Origin of the sequence: Roseobacter sp. HKCC-CH-9208 (assembly GCF_037805125.1) — a bacterium.
Classification (GTDB): Bacteria; Pseudomonadota; Alphaproteobacteria; order Rhodobacterales; family Rhodobacteraceae; genus M30B80.
The window spans coordinates 581,243-603,268 of the sequence record NZ_JBBLYK010000001.1 but is presented as its reverse complement, the minus strand read 5'-3'; the positions used below and the strand labels follow the sequence as shown (position 1 = coordinate 603,268).

Sequence of the window (22,026 nt, the reverse complement as noted above, 5' to 3'; positions counted from 1 at the left end):
AATTTCTAATGATCGGCGCAGACCTCGCAGTTTTGATCCCAGAGATTGTCCTGTCCATCTATGCGATGGCGGGGCTGATGTTGGCTGTTTACACAACCAAAGATGGCATGGCGCCTGCCTTGACCTACGCGACCGCCGCAGTCTTTGCGATTATGGCGCTCTATGTCGCGGCAACAGGTCAAGGCGATGCAAGCAGCTTTGGTGGCATGATCGTGGTTGATGATTTTGCGCGCTTTGCCAAAATTGTGATCCTTTTATCCGCGGCGGCAATTTTGATCGTGGGCCAAGAGGCGATGCAGAAATCGGGCCTTGGTCGGTTTGAATATCCGATGATTGTCACCTTTGCGGTTGTTGGCATGATGATCATGGTGTCCGCTGGTGATTTGATCGTGCTTTACATGGGGTTGGAGCTGCAATCCCTAGCCCTTTATGTGGTTGCCGCCTTGCGCCGTGACAGTGTCCGCTCAACCGAAGCGGGCCTTAAATATTTCGTCCTTGGCGCTCTCTCCTCGGGTCTTTTGCTCTATGGCGCGTCCCTCGTTTACGGCTTTGCGGGCACCACGCTTTTTGCGGGCATCATCGAGGCATCGATGGGCGGTATGTCTTTGGGTATGGTGTTTGGCCTTGTCTTTATGGCGGCAGGTCTGGCCTTCAAAGTATCAGCGGCCCCATTCCACATGTGGACACCTGATGTTTATGAGGGCGCACCGACCCCTGTGACAGCCCTTTTTGCGACAGCGCCGAAAATGGCCGCAATGGGGCTATTTGCCCGTGTGGTCTACGATGCCTTTGGCATGGCCATTTCCGATTGGCAGCAGATCGTTGCGGCCTTGGCGGTTTTGTCGATGTTTGTCGGGGCCATTGCAGCCATTGGACAAACCGATATCAAACGCCTGATGGCTTATTCGTCCATCGGGCATATGGGCTTTGCCCTGATGGGTCTGGCTTCTGGCACGGGGCAGGGTGTCGAGGCGATGCTGATCTATATGGTGATTTATGTGACCATGAATATTGGTGTTTTCTCCTTCATCATGTCGATGGAGAAAGATGGTTACCCCGTCACCGATATCTCTGCCTTGAACGGCTATACCACCGCACAATCGGGTCAGGCCTTGGCGGTTTTGGTGCTGATGTTCAGTCTCGCAGGTGTCCCACCCATGTTGGGCTTTTTCGCGAAATACGCGGTCCTGGTAGCGGCTGTTGATGCGGGTTTGGTTTGGTTGGCCGTGTCAGGGGTCATCGCCTCTGTGATCGGCGCTTACTATTATTTGCGTATCGTCTATTTCATGTATTTTGGCGAACCGCGCGAAGGCCTAGATGGGCGGATGTCGATCATCCAATTCTTGGGCCTGACGATTTCCGCCGTGGTCATGATTGCGGGCATTGTGAATTTGTTCGGTATTGACCATTTGGCGGCCAACGCGGCGCAGGCACTTGTGCGCTGACAGCACGGCGGTTGAACGGGTCATTTTGGCCCGTGTCGACAGCACCATGGCCGAAGCGGAGCGGCGCTTGCGCGCCGCGCCGCTAGAGCGACCCATATGGATTTTGGCCCATACCCAAGAGGCGGGATATGGTCGGCGGGGGCGGGCATGGCGCGCCCCCTTTGGTAATTTCACAGCCTCACTTATCCTGCCACTCAACTGCCCCCCGCAAGAGGCAGCTTTGCGCTCGTTCACCGCGGCGCTGGCCTTGCGTGATGCTTTGTCCAGTTATTTGGCGCCTGACGCATTGACCTTAAAATGGCCCAATGATGTGCTGCTTGAGGGCCAGAAAATCGCGGGCATCCTGCTGCAAAGCCACGGGATCGCTGTGGGCAAGCAGGGGCATTTGGTGATCGGCATCGGTGTGAACCTTCGACACAGCCCAGATGTGGCGGGCCTTGAGGAGGGCGCGCTTGCGCCCATTGATCTGTTCAGCGTTGCAGGCCAATGCCCAGACCCTGAAACCTTTTTAGATCAGCTGACCCCGCGCATGGCTCATTGGGAGGCGCAGATCTCTCAGCAGGGTTTTGCTCCTGTGCGCGCCGCATGGATGACCCACGCGGCCAAGCGCGGCCAAGTCATTTTGGCGCGTTTGCCCAATCGGGACATTCGTGGCGTTTTTGACGATGTCGACGAAACTGGTAATCTGATATTAACCACGCCAAGCGGGCCTTGTGCCATTGCGGCGGCGGATATTTATTTTTAGGGGGCGTGCGAGATGCTTCTTTGTGTGGATTGTGGCAATACGAATACGGTGTTTTCCCTTTGGGATGGCGCACAATTTCTGTGCACATTGCGCACCGCAACTGAGCATCAACGCACCGCAGATCAATATTACGTTTGGTATTCAACCTTGATGGATCATTATGGGCTAAAACCCAAGATTGACGCGGTGATTATCTCCTCAACTGTGCCGCGCGTGGTCTTTAACTTGCGCGTTTTGTGTGATCGCTATTTCGACTGCCGCCCGCTTGTGGTTGGTAAATCTGAGTGTCTCTTGCCTGTGCCGCCGCGGGTGGATGCAGGCACGCAAGTGGGGCCTGACCGCTTGGTCAATACCGCGGGCGCCTATGATCGCCATGGCGGCGATTTGATTGTGGTGGATTTTGGCACAGCAACCACCTTTGACGTTGTGGCCGAAGATGGCGCTTATGTGGGTGGTGTCATTGCGCCGGGCGTCAATCTTAGCCTTGAAGCATTGCACCACGCAGCCGCCGCCTTGCCCCATGTGGATGTGACAAAACCGCAATCGGTGATTGGCACCAATACGGTGGCTTGCATGCAGTCGGGCGTGTTTTGGGGCTATGTAGGCCTTGTGCGTGGTATTTGTGACCGCATTCGCGCCGAGCGCGAACGCCCGATGCGGATAGTTGGGACAGGGGGGCTTGCGCCGCTCTTCTCTACGGGCGATGTGTTGTTTGACAGGATCGAAGATGATCTGACCATGCATGGTCTGACCGTGATCCATAAATATAACGAGGAACAGGCAAGCTGATGAGCGATCGAAACAGGCTGATCTATCTTCCCCTTGGCGGGGCAGGTGAGATCGGAATGAACGCATATGTCTATGGTGTTGGAGAACAAGGTGCGGAGCGTTTCATCCTTGTCGATTGCGGCGTCAGCTTTCCCGACATGGATGGTCAACCGGGCGTTGACCTGATCCTACCTGATATCGCGTGGTTGGAAGAACGTGCAGATCGCCTTGAGGGGATTTTCATCACCCACGCCCATGAAGATCACGTTGGCGCCCTTGGTCATTTGTGGGGGCGCCTGCGTGCGCCTGTTTACGCCCGTAATTTCACGGCCATCCATGCCCGCCGCAAATTGGAAGAGGCGGGTCACGACACTGATCAGGTGCGGGTCGTTGGGGCCTATCCCGAAGTGGTGGAAGCAGGCCCTTTCAAGGTGCAATTTGCCCCCGTCTCGCATTCCATCCCTGAAAGCTCGGGCCTTGTTATCCACACGGAACATGGCCGCGTGGTGCATTCGGGTGATTTCAAAATCGACAAGAACCCGATGGTCGGCGAACCTTTTGACGAGGCCATGTGGGGTGAGATCGCAGGGAAGGGGGTCTTGGCCTATATCTGCGACAGCACCAATGTGTTTTCGCGCCATGAGGGGCGCAGCGAAAGCCAGTTGCCAGAACCCATCACAGCGCTGATTGGGCGCGCGCGGGGCATGATGGTGGCGACCACCTTTGCCTCCAATGTTGCGCGGGTGAAAACCTTGGCCGATGCCGCGGTGGCCAATGGCCGTTCCGTCTGTCTGCTGGGCCGTGCGATGCAACGCATGATCCGCGCTTCGGTCGAGGCGGGCGTGCTGACTGATTTCCCCTCGACCGTGTCAGTTGAGGAAGCCCGCGATATCCCACGCGAAAACCTCATGCTGATTGTGACAGGCAGTCAGGGGGAGCGGCGGGCAGCCTCGGCGGCCCTATCGCGCGGCTCTTATTTGGGGATGGAGCTGAAAGAGGGCGATATGTTCCTCTTCTCGTCCAAAACCATTCCGGGCAACGAGATCTCTGTGGGGCGCATTCAAAACGCGCTTGCAGAAATCGGGGTAGAGATCGTGGATGAACAATCGGGCTTTTTCCATGTGTCGGGCCATGCCAATCGCCCCGATTTGGAAAAGATGCATGATATTTTGCGTCCGCGTATCCTTGTGCCCAATCATGGTGAATTCCGCCATTTGCGCGAACATGCGCGGCTTGCCATGGAAAAGGGAATACTTGGCCTTGTTGCGCCAAATGGCACAATGTTGGAATTGTCAGGCAATGCGCCCGCTGCGGTCGAATATGTCGAGGTCGCGCGCGATTACCTAGATGGCAGCACACGGGTGGGCGCCTATGACGGGGTGATCCGTGATCGCATGAAACTGGCCCTAAATGGCCTCGTGATTGCGGCGCTGATTGTCGATGAGGATGACAGCTTGATTGAAGATGCGTGGGTCGAGCTGCGTGGCCTGCCAGATCATTTGCGCAATGGCCATGGCAGTTTAACCGAGATGCTCGAGGATGAATTGGCCGATCTTCTGCCGCGTCTGGATCGCAAGATCACCCGTGATGACGACAAGATTGAGGAGGCGGTGCGCCGCGCCATCCGCCAATCTGTTCAGGCCGAAATCGGCAAAAAGCCTGAGGTCAGCGTGATCATCAGCCGCATTGTCGCTGAATAAAAAAACGCCCCAAGATGGGGCGTTTTTTTATTCTTCTGATGCCGGTTCAGCGGGGGTTTCTGCCCCTTCGGCCTCTGGTTTTTCTTTAGGTTTGCGCGGGCTGCGCTTGCGCTTTGGCTTTGGGGCCTCCTCAGTGGTGGCCACTGGTGTCTCAATCTCTTGCGCCTCAGCTTGGCTCTGCTCATCCTCTGCATCGGCAGGAAAATAGCTGCTGCTTGGCCCGCGGCGTTCGTCAAAGCTGAGCGCGATAAAGCTTGGTAAATGCTCACCCATGCCAACAACACGATGTCCGCCACCTTGTCCGCCGCGATTGCGTCCGCCGCGCTCATGGCAGTCATGGCTGCGCTCGGGGCGCGGCGCCGCGCTGCTCGGAGTTGGGTGGGGCGGGGTATTGTCTTCGGACACCTCTTTGGGCGCCTCGGTCTGTGTTTCAGTCTTTGCTTTGCTGCCCTCATCGTCCTCGTGCGACTTGCGGCGACCACGCCCCCCGCGGCTGCGGCGGGGTTTGTCGCGGTCATCATTCGCCGCGTCCGCTTCATGAGGCTTTTGCGCGCTTGTGGGGCTCCATGGCAGGGGCTCATCAGTCGGAATGGGCTTGCCAATCAAGGCCTCAATCGCTGTGAGATATTTTTCATCTGCAGGCACCGCGATGGTGATTGCGCGGCCCTTACGCCCTGCGCGGCCCGTGCGGCCAATACGGTGGACGTAATCCTCGGCGTGAGAGGGGACGTCAAAATTAAACACGTGGCTTACGCTTGGCACATCAAGGCCGCGCGCGGCCACATCTGAGGCCACAAGAAAGCGAAGGCTTCTTTCGCGGAACCCATCCAAGGTGCGCATGCGTTGCGATTGATCCAAATCGCCATGAATAGGGGCCGCATCCAGCCCGTGTTTCTTCAACGATTTTGCGACTATATCGACATCCACCTTGCGATTGCAGAAGATGATGGCATTTGTGCAACCCTCGCCCTCTGCGGCAATCGCGGCGCGCAGCATGGTGCGTTTTTCTTTCGCGCTCGTGTCGCGGCGGGTGGGTTTGAAGGAAAACAACGCCTGCGTGATGGTGTCGGATGTCGTGGATTGGCGCGCCACTTCGATCCGCGCGGGATTCGACAAAAAGGTTGATGTGATCCGCTCAATCTCTGGGGCCATCGTGGCAGAGAAAAAGAAGGTTTGGCGCGTGAAGGGCGTCAGCGAGAAAATCCGCTCAATATCGGGGATAAAGCCCATATCCAACATGCGATCGGCCTCATCCACCACCATGATCTGAACGCCCGTCAACAGCAGTTTGCCGCGCTCGAAATGATCCAAGAGACGGCCTGGTGTTGCGATCAGAACATCGACACCCCGATCAATCAGAAGGTCTTGCTCTTTGAATGACACCCCGCCAATCAGCAGGGCCTTGGTCAGTTTCAGATGCTTGGTGTAGGTGTCGAAATTTTCGGCCACCTGTGCCGCCAATTCGCGGGTGGGACAAAGAACGAGGCTGCGTGGCATCCGCGCCCGTGCCCGACCCCGTGCCAAAAGTGTGATCATGGGCAATGTGAAACTGGCGGTTTTGCCTGTGCCCGTCTGGGCAATCCCCAAAACATCGCGCCCGTCCAATGCGGGGGGGATTGCGCCTGCCTGAATGGGGGTTGGGGTTTCATACCCTGCTTCAGATATAGCTTTCAGAACCTTCGGATTGAGGTTTAGATCGGTGAATTTGGTCATATGCGTCCGTTCTGGCCAGTCTCAACTGGCATATGTGAAGGAGCGCATATCCTCGCGCGCTCCGCGGCGTGATCCTTGGCCAGATTGCCAAGAATGGACAAGCATTTAGCCGAAACCACGGCAAGGGTCAAACGGGGTGTTAAACCATCAATTCCTTGGTCGCCGAGAGCCGCACATCGGGGTAGTCGCGTTCGACACGATCAATGTCCCATTGCAGGCGCGTCAGATACACAGGGTCGCCATCATTATCGACCGCCATATGTTGTTTATTGGCGGTCGCAAATGCATCGACCTTATCGCGCGCGCCATGCACCCATCGGGCCGATGTGAATTGGCTGGCTTCAAAACGCACGGGCAGCCCGTATTCCAGTTCTATCCGACTGGCGAGAACCTCGAATTGCAGCGCGCCCACAACACCTACGATAAAACCTGAGCCGAGTTGCGGCTTAAAGATTTTTGCAGCCCCTTCTTCGGCGAATTGCATCAGGGCCTTTTCAAGGTGTTTGGCTTTCATCGGGTCGCCTGCGCGCGCCACTTGCAACAATTCAGGCGCGAAACTGGGTATCCCTGTAAAGCGCAGCGCCTCCCCTTCGGTCAGGGCATCCCCGATGCGCAACTGCCCGTGATTGGGAATGCCGATAATGTCGCCTGCCCATGCCTCTTCCGCCAATTCGCGGTCAGCGGCGAGGAACAGCACAGGGTTGGATACAGCCATCGGTTTCTTAGAGCGCACATGATGCAGTTTCATGCCCCGCTCAAAATGTCCTGACGCCAAACGAATAAACGCCACGCGATCGCGGTGTTTTGGGTCCATATTGGCCTGAACTTTGAACACGAAGCCCGTTACCTTGCCTTCTTCTGGCGAAATTTCGCGCGGATCGGCCGTTTGCACCTGTGGCGCGGGGCCGAATTCGGCAATACCCTCCATCAATTCCCGCACCCCAAAGGAGTTGATGGCCGAGCCGAACCAAATCGGGGTCATCGCACCCGCAAGGAATGTGGCGCGATCAAAGGCGGGCAGCAATTCGCGCGCCATCTCGATTTCTTCGCGCAGCTTGGCAAGCTGTGCGTCGGGGATGTGATCCGCAAGTTTTGGGTCGTATAGCCCACTCATCTTGACCGTTTCGGCAACGCGGTTGCGATCTGCGCGATCCATCAATTCAAGCCGATCATGGATCAGGTCGTAGCACCCCAAGAAATCGCGCCCCATCCCAATAGGCCAACTGGCGGGGGCCACATCAATCGCAAGGTTCTCTTGGATTTCGTCAATGATTTCGAATGTGTCGCGGCTTTCGCGATCCATCTTGTTGCAGAAGGTGAGGATGGGCAAATCGCGCAAGCGGCAAACCTCAAAGAGCTTTTGGGTCTGGCTTTCTACGCCCTTGGCCCCATCAATCACCATGATGGCGGCATCCACCGCCGTAAGCGTGCGGTAGGTATCCTCTGAGAAATCGCTGTGGCCCGGGGTGTCCACAAGGTTAAAGCGGAACTCGCGGTAGTCAAAGGACATGGCCGAAGCCGAGACTGAGATGCCGCGATCCTGTTCCATTTTCATAAAGTCCGAGCGCGTGCGCCGTGCTTCGCCCTTGGCGCGCACTTGACCCGCCATTTGAATCGCACCGCCATAGAGCAAGAATTTCTCTGTCAGCGTGGTCTTGCCCGCGTCTGGGTGGGAAATGATCGCAAAGGTGCGTCTGCGCCCGATTTCAGGCGGCAGGGCAGGGCGATTGGCGAGGGGTGAAGGCGATATATCGGACATGGGGCGCGGTATATGGCGCGATGCGCCCTTTGGAAAGGGGGATGATGCGGCAGGGTGATGAGAATATGCTATGGGTTAGGGCGTTTTTTGCCACCCAGTGAGGCCTCGTAAAGCGCCTTGGCAGGATCACCCCCCGCGCGGGCAAGCGCCAGCGCGTCAAGCTCAAGCGCGGTGCGTAATTCGGGGCTCAGATCGGGCGCGGCGGCTGCAAGGATCGCTTCGGGCAAGGCGGGGCGGGTTTGTCCTGTAACCATCAGGCTTTCGACCGCGATCCCCTCGGCATAAAGGATTTCGTGACGATCAAGCAGGATTTGGAACTCATCAAAGAAGCCGCCCTCAAGCCGTGTGATGGTGCTGCCATTGATCAAATGGGCGGCCTTGACCATGACCTCAGCGCGGCCTGTGCCAAGCATATCTTGGCGTTGCCATACAAAGAGGCGATGGTTCGGCATCAAAACCAAATCTCGCGCCGTGTTTAACGCGCCTTGGCGGATCAGCACGGGCGCCGTGCTGCCTGTGCCGCGCAACACAGTGCGCCCAATCCATCGGATAGGCTGCGCCCCATTTTCGCGGGTCAGCAGCAGATGGCCTTCTTGCAGCGCCTCAACGGCAATTTGTGCGCCAGAGGCAAGGGTAAGGTGCGTGCCTGCCAAAAAGGACAGGCAGGCAATATCAGCAAAGCGCAGCGATGCTGTTTCGGCCTCAGAGCCTACCAATTCATAATCTTCACCCGGCTCCAGATTGCACAGCGGCAGGATGTAATGGGCGGGTTGGCCTGCAGGCCAGATTGTCAGGGTCAGGATTTCGGCCAAAGTCGCGTCTGGGGTCATCAATTGGTGACAGGCTGCAATCGTCAGCTTGTCGCCTGCACGGCCCAATTGACTGCCTTCGGCCACCAGCTGCGTGCCATCGGCATCATCCCGCATGGCAAGGGTGAGGGCGCTGGCATCTTTGCGCATGCGGTAGATATCGCCTGCCTCCACCTCGTCAAAGGTGCCAAGCGCATCGCCTTCATTGGCGCCGCGATCCACGCAGAACTGCGTGGCAGGATAAACATCGAATTTTAATTGCGCGGGTAAGCTGGCCATTTCACCCTCCTTTTTTCTCAATAGAAACGGGGCAGGGCGCGGTCAATCGGCGCTTTTGGTGAAAGGTAAATCTCACGCAAGACTGGATTTGGCAGCAACAGGCACCTAACTTGCCCCCAGAGGCGCGCTTGCGCGCAAGGAAAGATAGTAAAGAATGCGAGGGAGCAGATTATGGATTTGGGCATTAAGGGAAAGCGCGCATTGGTTTGTGCATCGTCCAAGGGCTTGGGGCGCGGCTGCGCCGAAGCCTTGGCTGAGGCAGGGGTTGATCTGGTGCTCAATGCCCGCGGTGCAGAGGCGCTTGAGGCGACTGCTGCGCATATTCGCGACACCTATGGCGTTTCAGTCACCGCGATTGCCGCCGATATCACCGATGAGGCGGCGCGCGCCGATGTGATCGCGGGGGCGGGTGCAATTGATATTCTTGTGACCAATGCGGGCGGCCCCCCACCAGGTTTGTGGTCGGATTGGACGCGCGATGATTTCATCAAGGCGCTGGATGCCAATATGCTGACGCCGATTGCGCTGATGAAACATTACATGCCGCAAATGATGGAAAAATCATGGGGTCGTGTGGTCAATATCACCTCGCAATCGGTCAAGGCACCGATCCCACAATTGGGCTTGTCCAATTCTGCACGCGCAGGCTTGACGGGCTATGTTGCGGGCACAGCCCGACAGGTTGCTGCCAAAGGTGTGATCATCAACAATCTCTTGCCTGGTATCCACGCCACGGATCGCGCCGATGCGCTCGATAAGGGCGTAGCGGAGCGCGAGGGAATTAGTGTTGAGGAAGCACGCACCCGCCGCTTTGGCACCCTACCCGTTGGGCGCTACGGCACGGCGCAGGAATTTGGCGCTACTTGTGCCTTTTTATGCTCGCAACATGTGGGCTTCATGGTGGGGCAAAATGTGCTCTTGGATGGTGGTCAGAACGCCATCACCATTTGAGCGGCCGCAGCACAGCGGCGCTTGAAAGGGGGGCTTGTGCCTGATACCTGACCAAGTTGAGTGTTTTTATCAGGATGCAAGCGCCCTATGAACCAAGTCCCGCGCCAAAATTCCCCGCGGCTTGAGGTAAGCAACCTCTCTTGCGTCTTTGATGGGACGGAAGTGGTGCGGGGCATATCCTTGTCGGTGGCGGCTGGGCAGGTGATGTGTTTGCTTGGCCCTTCGGGATGCGGAAAATCCACCACATTGCGTGTCATCGCGGGGGTTGAGCGTCAAACGGGTGGGACGGTTGCGCTTGATGGTGTCACTGTCTCCGATGCAGGGCTGCATCTGCCCCCCGAGGCGCGGTCGGTCGGTTTGATCTTTCAAGATTTCGCGCTTTTTCCGCATCTCAACGTGGCGCAAAATATTGCCTTTGGTCTAAAGGGGCGCGGCCCTGAAGTGGGCGCGCGGGTTGAGGAATTGCTCGCCCGTGTCGATCTCAAAGGATATGGGGAAAAAGGCATCCATATGCTGTCGGGCGGCGAGCAGCAGCGTGTGGCCTTGGCCCGCGCGCTTGCGCCGCGCCCCAAAGTGATGCTGATGGATGAACCCTTTTCGGGGTTGGACAATCGCCTGCGCGATGGCATCCGCGATGAAACATTGGAATTGCTGAAAGAAGAGGGCACAGCGGTGGTTCTTGTCACCCATGAGCCCGAAGAAGCGATGCGCATGGCGGATCAAATCGCCTTGATGCGCAACGGTCATATCGTGCAACAGGGCGCGCCCTATAATATTTACAACGCCCCCGTGGACAAAGCGGCGGCGGCGTTTTTCTCGGATGTGAATGTCATCTCTGGCCGTGTGGACGGGGCGCTGATCGACACCGCCTTTGGGCAATTCTTGGCGCCGGGTTTTGCCGATGGCACGGCGGTTGAGATTGTCTTTCGCCCTCAACATGTGAAGATTGATTTTGATCGGGGTGGTCGTGGCCCAAACCCTACTGTCAGCGATGGTGTGCCGGCACGCGGCATGGTCGAGCGCGCGCGCTTCATGGGCCATGAAAGCCTTGTTGAGTTTCGCATGGATTTCAACGGCGAGGTGATCCGTGCCACAGTGCCGGGCGTGTTTTTGCCCAAGAAAGGCACCGCGATGTGGTTGAGCCTGCGCCGCGAGAAATGTTTTGTCTTTCCTGCGGCCAAAGCATCCTAAACGGGCCTTCATTATACAATCGTGATCAGTTTCCCGCGTGCAGGGGCGTTTTGCCCCTTGCAGGCGGCGCAGGATTTCGCGACATTCCTTTGGTGGGCAAGCGGCATTGGCCTCTGGGGGCTATGGCGTTGAGGCCAAGATATAAACGCGGCGCGGTTGATGTGCGGATTGTGTCATCAGCCTGCGCTGAAATGGGAGAGCGAAATGTTCAACAATATTGGCCCTGCAGGGCTTTTGCTGATTGCGGTGGTCGTGCTGGTTCTATTCGGGCGCGGCAAAATCGCGGGCCTGATGGGCGAAGTGGGGAAAGGTATCACCGCCTTTAAGCGTGGCGTCAAAGACAGCACCGAGGAGCTTGAAAATAAAGCTGCCGATGGTGAGGGCGCGCGCGATGTCACCCCTGAAAATGAGCGTGACAAGGCCTAATGATCGTCTTTGGCCTTGCGCATTGGCGCGGGGCTGGATCATGAAACCCTGCGCTAATCGCGGTTTGTCACGAGAGGGATGCCATGCCTGATATCGGGTGGATGGAATTGATGGTGATCGGCATTGTCGCCTTGATCGTTGTTGGGCCAAAAGACTTGCCTGTCATGTTCCGCAAAGCGGGTCTGTTTGTGGGGCGCATCAAGGGCATGGCGCGCGAGTTTACCTCGGCTATGAATGATGCGGCCGATCAAACGGGCATGCGCGAAATGAACCGCGAGATGAAAGCCCTGACCAATCCGCGTCAATATGGTCTGGATAAGGTCAAGCAATCTCTCAACGCGGATCTTGATCTGGATGCAGATTTCAACAGCGACAAGCCGCTGAAGACGGGCAATCAGGGTAAACCTGCGGGCGCGCAAGGAAATCCGACCCAAGCCCCCGCACCTGCCGTTAAACGCAGTGAGCCTGCAGAGGCGCCAAGCGAGGCGCCAGAGCAGGCAAAAGCCGCGCCTGCCAAAAGGGCTGTCCCCAAAGCAAAGGCGGCCCCCAAGGCTGCGCCGAAAAAGGCACCTGCAAAAAAAGCCGAACCCGCAAAAACGACACGGGCCAAGGCTGCGCCTGCAAAGGCCAAGACCACTGCGCCCAAAGCGGCCCCCAAACCCCGCGCGAAAAAGGCGGATGAGGCATGAGCGAAGACGAGATTGAAGATCATTCCGCCCCATTGATTGAGCATTTGGCGGAATTGCGCACGCGGTTGATCCGCTCGGTTTTGGCCTTTGTGGCGGGTATGGTGATTATGTTCACTGTAGCCGAACCATTGCTTGAATTTATTTCGCAACCTCTGGCCGATGTCTTGCGCGCGCGGGGCGAAGATGCACGTTTGATCTTCACCGCCCCGCAAGAGAAATTCTTTGTCTTGATCCGTATTTCAGTGATCGCGGGCTTTGCGATTTCTTTCCCTGTGATTGCGCATCAGCTTTGGCGCTTTGTGGCACCTGGTCTCTATAAGACTGAGAAAAATGCGTTTTTGCCCTTCTTGATTGCTTCGCCGCTTTTGTTTCTCTTAGGGGCTGCCTTCGCGCATTTCATCGTTACGCCCTTGGCCATGAATTTCTTCATCGGGTTTTCCGATGCGATCCCTGCCTTGGCCAACTTGATTGCAGGGGAGGGGGAGTTCCAACCCTCCGCGCCCTCACAAGAGCTGCAAACGGTCTTTCTCGGTTCGGTGCGCGAGTCGCTTGATCTGGCGCTCAAGTTCATCTTTGCCTTTGGGCTGTGCTTTCAGCTGCCCGTGCTTTTGACCTTGATGGGTAAGGCGGGTTTGGTTTCAGCGGCAGGTCTGCGCGATGTGCGCAAATATGCGATTGTGGGCATTTTGGTCGTTGCGGCCTTGGTGACCCCGCCAGATGTTGTCACGCAGCTGATCCTTTTCAGCGCCGTTTATGGGCTTTACGAGATTTCCATTTTCTTGGTCGCCATGGTTGAGAAAAAGCGTAAGGTGCGCCTCAAGGCCGAAGGCCTATGGGATGAAGACGAGGCCGATGAAGCACCCGCAAAGGACGCGGCGCAGAAAGAGTAAACGGTAGTAATGGCTATGGCGAAAAAGCAGCTTGCCCGAATTGCGGATGCGTTAGAACGGATGGCCCCGCCCGCCGCGCAAACCCCTGATTGGGGTGCAGCTGATGCCTTTGTGTGGCATGCAGATCCTGATCATTTGGAACCTGTCGCGCAGATTTCGCGCGTGGGTGTTGAAATGTTGGTGGGCGTGGATCGCGCGCGCGACACGCTTATGGCCAATACGCGCCAATTTGCGCGCGGCTATGCCGCTAATAACGCGCTCTTATGGGGCGCGCGGGGGATGGGGAAATCCTCGTTGGTTAAGGCCGCACATGGGGCCGTGGTGGCCGAGGGTCTGCCGCTCAAATTGGTGGAAATGCAACGCGAAGATTTGCCCACGATTGGCAGGCTTTTGACACTGTTGCGCGCGGCCCCCGCACGCGTGATCTTGTTTTGTGATGATCTATCCTTCAGCCATGATGACCAACATTATAAATCGCTCAAGGCGGTTTTGGATGGTGGTGTGCAAGGCCGCCCTGAAAATGTGATTTTCTATGCCACGTCCAACCGCCGTCACCTGATGCCGCGTGATATGATCGAGAATGAGCGCAGCGGTGCTATAAACCCGTCTGAGGCGGTGGAGGAGAAGGTCTCGCTCTCGGATCGGTTTGGGCTGTGGCTTGGGTTCCATCCTTGCACGCAGGACGAATATTTCGAGATGATTGACGGCTACTGCCGTGCTTATGGCGTGGCTGTGCCCCAAGATCAGTTGCGTGCCGAGGCGATTGAGTGGACTGCAACGCGCGGGGCGCGGTCAGGCCGCGTGGCATGGCAATTTTTCACCGATTTGGCAGGTCGACACGGCGTTGCGCTGAAATAATTACAGACCGAAAACCCGCTCCCCAAGGCTCAGCCACAATTGCATGGTTGCGAAGGAAAGCAGCGTTTGCACCGTGATCATCGCGGCCATAAGCGGCGCATCCCCTCCCATTTGTCGGGCCAATGTATAGGCGGCCACACCTGTTGGCAGCGCGCCAAAGGTCAGCGCGATTTGTGCCTGTAGGGGCGGCACATCGAGGATCAAAGCCAACCCCATAATTGCGGCAGGAAACAAGCCAAGCTTTGCGATGGCTGCAAGAAATAATGGCCCCGCCTCTGCCGAGAGGCCGCGCAGCTTGAGGTTCGCCCCAACGCACAGCAACATGATGGGCAGGGCCGCTTGGCCCAGAATTTCGAGGCTGTCGTGAAAAACTGGCACCCGCGGCAACCCTGCAAGGTTCCATGCCAAGGCAGCGGCAATCGACAGGATCAAAGGGTTTTTCGCAAGATTTTTCAGAGTGGCCGTGATCTGGCCGCCAATCCCCGTGCCGCGCTCTTGTGGCAACATGAGGACAAGCGTGGTCACCACTGTTAGGTTGACCACAGGCACCAGAATGGCCGCGCCTAAAATCGCAAGCTCCAACCCCTCAGGCCCATAGAGGGCGCCTGCGACAGCAAGGGCGATGAACGTGTTGAACCGTCCCGCCCCTTGCACCAAAGAACTGCCCGCGGCGCGCCCATGGTGGCGCATTAAGCCTGCCCCGCTGAGCCCCGCAATGATGCCCACGAAAAACCCCGCATAGAGCAATGCGGAAAAGCCACCCAAAGCAGCAGCGCCCAAATCGGCCGTAGAAATGCTGTCAAAGAATATGGCAGGCATCAGAACCAGATAGACCAGACGGTCATTGAGGTTCCAAAACTCGGCCGAGGGCAGGCCGGCGCGGCGCAGGCCGTAGCCTGTGGCAATCAGAACGAAAATCGGCGCAATGGCGAGGGGTATTGTGAACATGGCGCTTTCTTACGCCTCTTGCAGGATAATGGCGAGCAGCGCGGCTAGGATCAGAACCAATCCCATCACCTCTTTTTTCGTGCTGCGTTCTTTGAGCCAGAAGATGGAAAAGAGATAGGTAAAGACCAATTCCACTTGCCCGACCGCTTTGACCAATGCCGCATTTTGCAGGCCAAAGGCCAAGAACCATCCAAGTGAACCCATAAGTGAGGTGGCCCCCGTGGCAAGTCCAATGCGCCATTGATGCAGCACAGAACCAATTTGTGCGCGCTCGCGCCAAGCAATCCAAAGGCCCAAACTGCTGGCTTGAATGGCGCAGGCCACCGCAAGAGCAAATCCAGATCGCAGCAGCGCATCCCCCCCTTCAAGGCTTAGGATCGCGCCGCGATAAGTCACGGCAGACACCCCGAAAAGCCCGCCAGAGGCCAGCCCGAAAAATGCGGCCTTGGTGGCAAAGCGTGCGAGAAGGGTTTGACCATCGCCCTTTTGCCCCCCGTCTGAGATCAAAATAACGCCGATCACCCCAACCACGATGGCGGCAAAAACCCATAGCGATACGCCTTCGCCCAAAACCACCAAGCCGAGGCAGGCGGTCAGGATGGTTTCCGTCTTTTTCAGGGTAACGCCAATTGCGAAGTTGCGAAATCCAAACAGCGCCACAACACAGGCTGTGGCCAGAACTTGGGCCAATGATCCAAGAACGATATAGGCCCAGAACTGGGGTTGGATCTGTGGCAAATCAAACCCGCGTAGGCGGGCATATAGGATCACGCCACAGGCCACGATGGGCGCGCTGTAAAGAAACCGCGCCCAAGTGGCGCCTGCGGTCGACAGCGCACTTTTGCGCAAGTGATGCTGCAACAGAAACCTGAGGTTCTGCATGAAGGCAGCAAAGATGGTGGCGGCAATCCAAATTGGCATGCGATCAGATTGCGCCTTTCCTGAGAAAGGGCAAGCGTGCAGTTACGGGTTCAGCGCGATAAAATCATTTGGGTCATAACCATTGGCCGCAGCAAGGCGCAATGCAGCGTCAATGCGATCAGCGCCCCCCGTTGTTCTGCGGTCAATGATCCACGCCAAGCGCCCGTCAGGCGCGCCTAGCAATGCGGTGCGATAGTCATCATCAACCCAAAGCACCCAAAGCGCCCGCCCGCGCGCATCTGTAAAGCGGGCAGGGTGCGGGCCGTCCGAGGTCAGCGCCATCCTTTGGCCAGACCCATCCACATACCGCAAACCTATGATTTGGCCGCTGCCTTCCTCAAAGCTGAGGTTGCGCGGCGCGGTTCTATCGATGGCGTGGCGCATCACCCATGGCCCCGCAAATCGTGCTGCTTCAAACCGCGTGGTCGAGGCAATCGGTGCATCCGCCCGTCTTGCCCCCATCATGGGCGGGCTACAGGCTGTGATCAAACACAGGGCCAAGAGGAGCGCGGTTTGGGTGAGGCGCAGGCGCATCAATAGGGCAACGGATGGGCGCGATGGATCGCGTCTATCTCGTCCAGAACATCGCCCGATAGGGTCACATCCAAGCCATCTAGAATGCGGGCAAGCTGTGCGCTTGTGGTTGCGCCAAAGATGGTCGAGACGGAGAAAGGGCGCTGCACAGTAAAGGCCAAAGCCATGTAAACGGGATCAATCCCGTGCTTTTGTGCCAAGTCTAGATAGGCTGCGACCGCATCAAAGACGCGCGGGCTTTTGCGACCGCCCAAATCCCCGTTACCCTCCATGCGCGAGCCTTCTGGAATGGCCCCGTTTTGGTATTTCCCCGTCAAAAGGCCCGCGGCAAGGGGCGAATAGGCCAGCAGGGTCAGTTGCTCATTCACGGACAGTTCCGCAAAATCTGTGTCATAGAGGCGGCACAGGAGCGAATATTCATTTTGCAACGACATCACACGCGGCAGGCCGCGCTCTTCGGAAAGGCGCATCCATTGCGCAACGCCCCAGACCGTATCATTGGACAGCGCGAAATAGCGCATCTTGCCTGCTTTGATCATCCGATCCGCCGCATCCAAGATCTCTTCCATATGGGCCAGCGTCACGGATTTCACCTGTGCCGAAGGATCATAGCCCCAGTTTTGGCGGAAATGATACGAACCGCGATTGGGCCAATGCATTTGGTAAATGTCGATATACTCTGTGCCCAGTCGTGCGAGCGAAGCATCGAGTGCTGCGGTAAAACTTGCGGCTGTTATATCCTCACCCATGCGAACAAACGCGGCGTTTTTGCCCGTGATTTTGGTGGCCAAGATATAATCGCCGCGCCGCGCAGGGTTGGCGCGGTTCCAATTGCCAAGAATGGTTTCGGTATTGCCGACTGTTTCCGCCCGCACAGGGTTAACGGGATACATCTCGGCGGTGTCGACAATATTGATCCCTGCCGCAAGCGCCATATCCATTTGGCGATGTGCGTCTGCCTCTGGGGTTTGGTTGCCCCATGTCATCGTGCCGAGGCAGTAATCGGTGATCATTGTGTCTGTGGTGCCAAGCTGAATTTTGCGCATCCCATCCTATCCTTCGCTGCTATCTTCCGCGTTATTGGTAGCGAGATGCCCAAGAAGGGCAAGGGGAGTGCGAAAATTTCTTGCGGAACAAAAGAGGAACATTTAGTCTGGCCTCATGCAAATCACCCATGCCTCTTTTGATCACATTAAGGCCTCTGTGGCGCGGGCAAACCCGTCTTTGCGCCTTTTCGAGGGGTGTGATTTGCGGCTTGGGCGGGTGCATGAGTTTTGCGGCCCCGCACGGCGGCGTCTGGCGCTTTGGGCGGCGGCGCGGATGGAGGGGGCGGTGCTTTGGATCCGCCCTGCGTGGCACCCTGATCATCTGCATATGCAGGCCGTGGTGGAGGAGATTGACCCCGCCCGCATGATCTTTGTCGCGCCTGAGCGGCGCGAAGACCTGTTATGGTGCATGGAGGAGGCTTTGCGCAGCGGGGCCTGTAAAACCGTGGTGGCCGAAGTGCTAGAGCCACCCAACCTGACCGCGATCCGCCGTTTGCATCTGGCGGCTGAACATGCGGGAAAGCAGCCTTTCGCCGCGATTTTAACACCGCATCATGGGGGCGCAGCAGGGGTTGAGACGCGCTTTTCCTTAGCGGCCAATCATGGGGCCTTATCCATGCAAGGGGCGCTTGCAGGAAATCTGCCTGCAGGCCTAGAGGGGCGCGCATGGCATATGCAACGTCTGCGCGCGCGCCTTGCCCCGCCCGCCGCATGGCGTGTAACGCGCGCATCCTCAGGCCTTTGTGCGAAATCCATAGCGCCCAGTTTTGTTTGACACCTTTGCACCGTCTAGCCATCCGCTTTGCTTTGGGTTAGACGCGAGAGCGAAGGAAATCATCTAAGACAAGGCGGGCGTGATGGAGCGTGTTCTGATCACTTCGGCGATCCCATATATCAATGGGATCAAGCATTTGGGAAATCTCGTAGGCAGCCAATTGCCTGCTGATCTTTTCGCCCGTTACAACCGCGGTCGGGGCCGTGAGGTTTTATTTCTCTGTGCCACAGATGAGCATGGCACGCCCGCCGAATTAGCCGCCGCCAAAGCGGGCATGGATGTCGCTGAATATTGCGCCAAAATGCACGCAGTTCAGGCTGAGATTGCACAGGGTTTTCGCCTGAGTTTCGATCACTTTGGCCGGTCTTCTAGCCCGCAAAACCACGAATTGACCCAACATTTCGCAGGCCGTTTGGCCGAGGCAGGGCTGATCTCTGAGGTGAGCGAGCGGCAGGTCTATTCCAATGCCGATGGCCGCTTTTTGCCTGATCGCTACATTGAGGGCACATGCCCCAATTGCGGCTATGACAAGGCCCGTGGGGATCAATGCGAGAACTGCACTAAGCAGCTTGACCCGACCGATTTGATTGACCCGCGCAGTGCGATTTCTGGCTCAACGGATTTGGAAGTGCGCAAGACCAAGCATCTGTATCTGCGCCAATCCTCTATGCGGGATCAATTGAATGCGTGGATCGACAGCAAGACAGATTGGCCAATTCTGACCACCTCTATCGCCAAAAAATGGCTCAATGACGGGGACGGGTTGCAAGATCGTGGGATCACGCGCGATTTGGATTGGGGCATCCCTGTTAAAAAGGGCAAGGATGAATGGCCAGGGATGGAGGGCAAGGTCTTCTATGTTTGGTTTGATGCGCCGATCGAATATATCGCCTGCGCCGCAGAGTGGGTTGACGCAGGCAAGGGAGATGATTGGGAGCGGTGGTGGCGCACTGACAAGGGCGCGCAAGATGTGCGTTACGTCCAGTTCATGGGCAAGGATAACGTGCCCTTCCACACCTTGAGCTTCCCTGCAACGATCTTAGGCTCTGGCGAGCCATGGAAGCTGGTGGATTACATCAAATCCTTCAACTATCTCAATTATGATGGCGGCCAATTCTCGACCAGCCAAGGGCGTGGCGTGTTCATGGATCAGGCTTTGTCGATCCTGCCTTCGGATTGTTGGCGGTGGTGGTTGCTGAGCCATGCGCCAGAAACCTCGGATAGCGAATTCACTTGGGAGAATTTCCAAGCAGGCGTGAACAAGGATTTGGCCGATGTTCTGGGCAATTTCGTCAGTCGGATCACCAAATTCTGCCGCTCAAAATTCGGTGAAGTGATCCCTGAAGCGGGCGACTACAGCGCACAAGAGGCCCAAGTGATGGCTGATTTACAGGCCCGCCTTGCGGCCTATCAGGCGCATATGGAGGCGATTGAAATTCGCAAAGCCGCCGCCGAATTGCGCGCAATTTGGGTTTTGGGGAATGAATATTTGCAATCTGCCGCCCCTTGGACGGTGTTCAAGGAAGATCCAGATCGCGCCGCGGCCATCACGCGGTTTTCTCTGAACCTCATCCCGTTTTATGCGCTCTTGTCTGCGCCGTTCATCCCAGATGCCGCACAGGCAATGTTGGATGCGATGGGGTGCAAAGATTACGCATGGCCCGAAGATGTCGCAGAAGGCCTCTCGCGGCTTCCAGCTGGGCAAGACTTCACTGTGCCTGAGGTTCTTTTCGCAAAGATCAGTGACGAGCAGCGCGAAGAATGGCAAGCCCGCTTTGCGGGGGTGCGCAGCTGATAGAGGGTTGAATTTCAACCTCTTTGGGCCTTTGGTGGTGATAGAGGCGCGGCGCAAAGGCTGGTAAGTTGGATAAAGACCCGTCCCGATCTGGGCAACACCCCCTTAAGGCGATGTTGGCAGCAACATGGCCCCAGCAGCGCGCCTTGTTGTCGGAGGCATGGTTTATCCTACGCCGCAAAGGCCCAAGCCAAATTCAGTTTTGGTTTATCGCGCTTGTGCTTGGGGGGGCAGCAGGCAGTGCGGCGGTTTTGTTCCGCCTTGGTGTGGATCGCTTGCAAGCCACGCTTTATGGCACCGAAGATATCCGTCATTTGCACAGCTACGCCGAAAGTTTGCCGTGGTATCTGATTTTGCTGATCCCCATTTTGGGGGGGCTTTTCGTGGGGCTGATCCTGCATCGCTTTACGCCTGATGGGAGGGTACGCTCTGTGGCGGATGTGATTGAGGGGGCCGCGCTGAATGAAGGTCGCGTTGAGATACGCGCGGGCCTTGCCTCGGCTGCGGCGTCCCTAATCACGCTTGGCTCAGGCGGCTCTACGGGTCGAGAGGGGCCTGTGGTGCATTTGGCTGCCGTAATCTCTAGTAAAATCTCCGCGCTTATTCGTGCCGATGGGATCACGGGGCGGGATTTGTTGGGCTGCGCGGTGGCCGCGGCTGTTTCCGCCTCGTTCAATGCACCAATTGCAGGGGCGCTTTTCGCGCTTGAGGTGATCTTGCGCCATTTCGCGGTGCATGCATTTGCGCCCATTGTCATTGCCAGTGTGGCAGGCACAGTGATCAGTCGCCTCACCTTGGGCGATGTGACCGAGTTCACATTGGGTCGTGAAAGCGCCTTGGGCTTTTACGCGGAACTGCCCGCCTATCTTATGTTGGGATTGATCTGTGGGCTTGTTGCCGTGGTGTTTATCCGCGCGGCCTTTTGGGCCGATGACCAAGGCACTCGGGTGCAAAATTTCCTGCGCTTGCCGCGGTTCTTGCGCCCTGCGATTGCGGGTGCGTTACTGGGAGGCTTGGGGATTTTCTTCCCCCATATCATTGGCGTGGGCTATGAGACCACAAGCGCCGCTCTGACAGGGCAATTGGTGCTGCATGAGGCGATTATCTTCGCCATTCTCAAGACGGTTGCCGTGGCAATCACGGTTGCGGGGCGCATGGGGGGCGGGGTGTTTTCCCCCTCATTGATGATTGGCGCGCTGACGGGCCTTGCCTTTGGTTTGATCGCGACCGCAATCCTGCCCGAGATGTCAGGGTCGGTGACGCTCTACGCGTTGGCAGGGATGGGGGCGGTTGCCGCCGCTGTTTTGGGTGCGCCCATCTCAACCACGTTGATTGTGTTTGAACTGACAGGCGACTGGCAAACGGGCCTTGCGGTGATGGTTTCTGTGTCCCTTTCCACGGCGCTTGCCAGCCGCCTTGTAGATCGCTCGTTCTTTTTGACCCAACTTGAACGGCGAAACATCCATTTGGCGGCAGGGCCACAGGCCTATTTGTTGGCCATGGTCGGGGCAGGGCGGATCATGCGGCCCATGACCGACCCGCGTGCCGCGCCCGCTGATGCCCTCTTGGCGCAGGTTGCGGAAGGGGTGTTTGTGACGCTTGAGGATACGCTTGAAACCATCATGCCGATTTTTGAGAAAACCGAAGCGGATTACATTCCCGTAATCAAAGAAAATCCGCAGGATGGGCCCCCCGCCCTAGAGGGGGCGGTGTTCCATATTGATGCGCTCAAAGCCTATACCCGTGCCATGGCGGACACTGCCGCGGAAGAGCACAGCTGACGG

At 57.2% G+C, this 22,026-nt stretch carries 20 protein-coding genes; 13 read left to right on the top strand and 7 right to left on the bottom strand.

What is annotated here, in order from left to right; genetic code table 11:
* Nucleotides 1–8 precede the first annotated feature (8 nt).
* The 4 genes from nuoN to AAC621_RS02960 are packed head-to-tail and all read left to right on the top strand — an operon-like array spanning nucleotide 9 to nucleotide 4,658.
* On the top strand, nucleotides 9–1,445 hold the full coding sequence (gene nuoN / locus AAC621_RS02975; protein ID WP_340252093.1) for an NADH-quinone oxidoreductase subunit NuoN: 1,437 nt from the start codon (nucleotides 9–11) through the stop codon (nucleotides 1,443–1,445).
* Nucleotides 1,435–2,190: a biotin--[acetyl-CoA-carboxylase] ligase gene (locus tag AAC621_RS02970; RefSeq protein WP_340252090.1), complete on the top strand. Its 756-nt coding sequence runs from the start codon at nucleotides 1,435–1,437 to the stop codon at nucleotides 2,188–2,190. Before nuoN ends, AAC621_RS02970 begins: the two co-directional genes overlap by 11 nt.
* 12 nt (nucleotides 2,191–2,202) lie before the next feature.
* Nucleotides 2,203–2,979, top strand: coding sequence for a type III pantothenate kinase (locus AAC621_RS02965; RefSeq protein ID WP_340252087.1), 777 nt, complete (start codon nucleotides 2,203–2,205; stop codon nucleotides 2,977–2,979).
* Nucleotides 2,979–4,658 (top strand): ribonuclease J, encoded by a 1,680-nt coding sequence (locus AAC621_RS02960; protein WP_340252084.1) that lies wholly within the window; start codon nucleotides 2,979–2,981, stop codon nucleotides 4,656–4,658. The genes AAC621_RS02965 and AAC621_RS02960 overlap by 1 nt, the downstream gene beginning before the upstream one ends.
* A 27-nt stretch (nucleotides 4,659–4,685) precedes the next feature.
* On the opposite strand, the gene AAC621_RS02955 is transcribed toward AAC621_RS02960, so the two are convergent.
* The 3 genes from AAC621_RS02955 to AAC621_RS02945 all read right to left on the bottom strand — a co-directional run bounded on the left by AAC621_RS02955 (nucleotide 4,686) and on the right by AAC621_RS02945 (nucleotide 9,218).
* Nucleotides 4,686–6,371, bottom strand: a complete 1,686-nt coding sequence (locus AAC621_RS02955) for a DEAD/DEAH box helicase (protein WP_340252081.1) — start codon at nucleotides 6,369–6,371, stop codon at nucleotides 4,686–4,688.
* A gap of 139 nt (nucleotides 6,372–6,510) precedes the next feature.
* The gene (locus tag AAC621_RS02950) at nucleotides 6,511–8,130 is read right to left on the bottom strand and encodes a peptide chain release factor 3 (protein ID WP_340252078.1); all 1,620 of its coding nucleotides are present in this window, start codon (nucleotides 8,128–8,130) and stop codon (nucleotides 6,511–6,513) included.
* Between the two features lie 68 nt (nucleotides 8,131–8,198).
* Nucleotides 8,199–9,218 (bottom strand): Hint domain-containing protein, encoded by a 1,020-nt coding sequence (locus AAC621_RS02945; protein WP_340252075.1) that lies wholly within the window; start codon nucleotides 9,216–9,218, stop codon nucleotides 8,199–8,201.
* 171 nt (nucleotides 9,219–9,389) lie between these two features.
* Between AAC621_RS02945 and AAC621_RS02940 the strand changes: the two genes are divergently transcribed.
* The 6 genes from AAC621_RS02940 to AAC621_RS02915 all read left to right on the top strand — a co-directional run bounded on the left by AAC621_RS02940 (nucleotide 9,390) and on the right by AAC621_RS02915 (nucleotide 14,223).
* Entirely contained in the window at nucleotides 9,390–10,169 is a 780-nt protein-coding gene (locus AAC621_RS02940) for an SDR family oxidoreductase (RefSeq protein WP_340252072.1), read from the top strand.
* Nucleotides 10,170–10,256: 87 nt separating this feature from the next.
* Nucleotides 10,257–11,360, top strand: coding sequence for an ABC transporter ATP-binding protein (locus tag AAC621_RS02935; protein ID WP_340252070.1), 1,104 nt, complete (start codon nucleotides 10,257–10,259; stop codon nucleotides 11,358–11,360).
* 204 nt (nucleotides 11,361–11,564) lie between these two features.
* Nucleotides 11,565–11,786 (top strand): twin-arginine translocase TatA/TatE family subunit, encoded by a 222-nt coding sequence (locus tag AAC621_RS02930; protein WP_317656028.1) that lies wholly within the window; start codon nucleotides 11,565–11,567, stop codon nucleotides 11,784–11,786.
* 83 nt (nucleotides 11,787–11,869) lie between these two features.
* Nucleotides 11,870–12,475: a Sec-independent protein translocase protein TatB gene (tatB, locus tag AAC621_RS02925; protein WP_340252068.1), complete on the top strand. Its 606-nt coding sequence runs from the start codon at nucleotides 11,870–11,872 to the stop codon at nucleotides 12,473–12,475.
* Nucleotides 12,472–13,365 (top strand): twin-arginine translocase subunit TatC, encoded by an 894-nt coding sequence (tatC, locus tag AAC621_RS02920; protein WP_340252066.1) that lies wholly within the window; start codon nucleotides 12,472–12,474, stop codon nucleotides 13,363–13,365. Before tatB ends, tatC begins: the two co-directional genes overlap by 4 nt.
* A 15-nt stretch (nucleotides 13,366–13,380) precedes the next feature.
* Complete coding sequence (locus AAC621_RS02915) at nucleotides 13,381–14,223, top strand: ATP-binding protein (RefSeq protein WP_340256281.1); 843 nt, start codon at nucleotides 13,381–13,383, stop codon at nucleotides 14,221–14,223.
* Here AAC621_RS02915 and AAC621_RS02910 read toward each other — a convergent pair whose 3' ends face one another.
* The 4 genes from AAC621_RS02910 to AAC621_RS02895 are packed head-to-tail and all read right to left on the bottom strand — an operon-like array spanning nucleotide 14,224 to nucleotide 17,672.
* Nucleotides 14,224–15,171 carry an AEC family transporter gene (locus AAC621_RS02910; RefSeq protein WP_340252064.1) on the bottom strand — a complete coding sequence of 316 codons (948 nt, stop codon included), beginning with the start codon at nucleotides 15,169–15,171 and terminating at the stop codon, nucleotides 14,224–14,226. It lies immediately after the preceding gene.
* 9 nt (nucleotides 15,172–15,180) lie between these two features.
* The gene (locus AAC621_RS02905) at nucleotides 15,181–16,092 is read right to left on the bottom strand and encodes a DMT family transporter (protein ID WP_340252061.1); all 912 of its coding nucleotides are present in this window, start codon (nucleotides 16,090–16,092) and stop codon (nucleotides 15,181–15,183) included.
* Between the two features lie 42 nt (nucleotides 16,093–16,134).
* Nucleotides 16,135–16,626: a lipocalin family protein gene (locus tag AAC621_RS02900; RefSeq protein ID WP_340252058.1), complete on the bottom strand. Its 492-nt coding sequence runs from the start codon at nucleotides 16,624–16,626 to the stop codon at nucleotides 16,135–16,137.
* The gene (locus tag AAC621_RS02895) at nucleotides 16,626–17,672 is read right to left on the bottom strand and encodes an aldo/keto reductase (protein ID WP_340252055.1); all 1,047 of its coding nucleotides are present in this window, start codon (nucleotides 17,670–17,672) and stop codon (nucleotides 16,626–16,628) included. Before AAC621_RS02895 ends, AAC621_RS02900 begins: the two co-directional genes overlap by 1 nt.
* Nucleotides 17,673–17,787: 115 nt before the next feature.
* On the opposite strand from AAC621_RS02895, the gene AAC621_RS02890 reads away from it, so the two are divergent.
* The 3 genes from AAC621_RS02890 (at nucleotide 17,788) to AAC621_RS02880 (ending at nucleotide 22,023) form a co-directional block, all read left to right on the top strand.
* Nucleotides 17,788–18,447: an ImuA family protein gene (locus tag AAC621_RS02890; RefSeq protein ID WP_340252052.1), complete on the top strand. Its 660-nt coding sequence runs from the start codon at nucleotides 17,788–17,790 to the stop codon at nucleotides 18,445–18,447.
* Nucleotides 18,448–18,529: 82 nt separating this feature from the next.
* Nucleotides 18,530–20,242 carry a methionine--tRNA ligase gene (gene metG / locus AAC621_RS02885; protein ID WP_340252050.1) on the top strand — a complete coding sequence of 571 codons (1,713 nt, stop codon included), beginning with the start codon at nucleotides 18,530–18,532 and terminating at the stop codon, nucleotides 20,240–20,242.
* A 113-nt stretch (nucleotides 20,243–20,355) separates the two neighbouring features.
* Nucleotides 20,356–22,023: a chloride channel protein gene (locus AAC621_RS02880; protein WP_340256278.1), complete on the top strand. Its 1,668-nt coding sequence runs from the start codon at nucleotides 20,356–20,358 to the stop codon at nucleotides 22,021–22,023.
* Nucleotides 22,024–22,026: the final 3 nt, after the last annotated feature.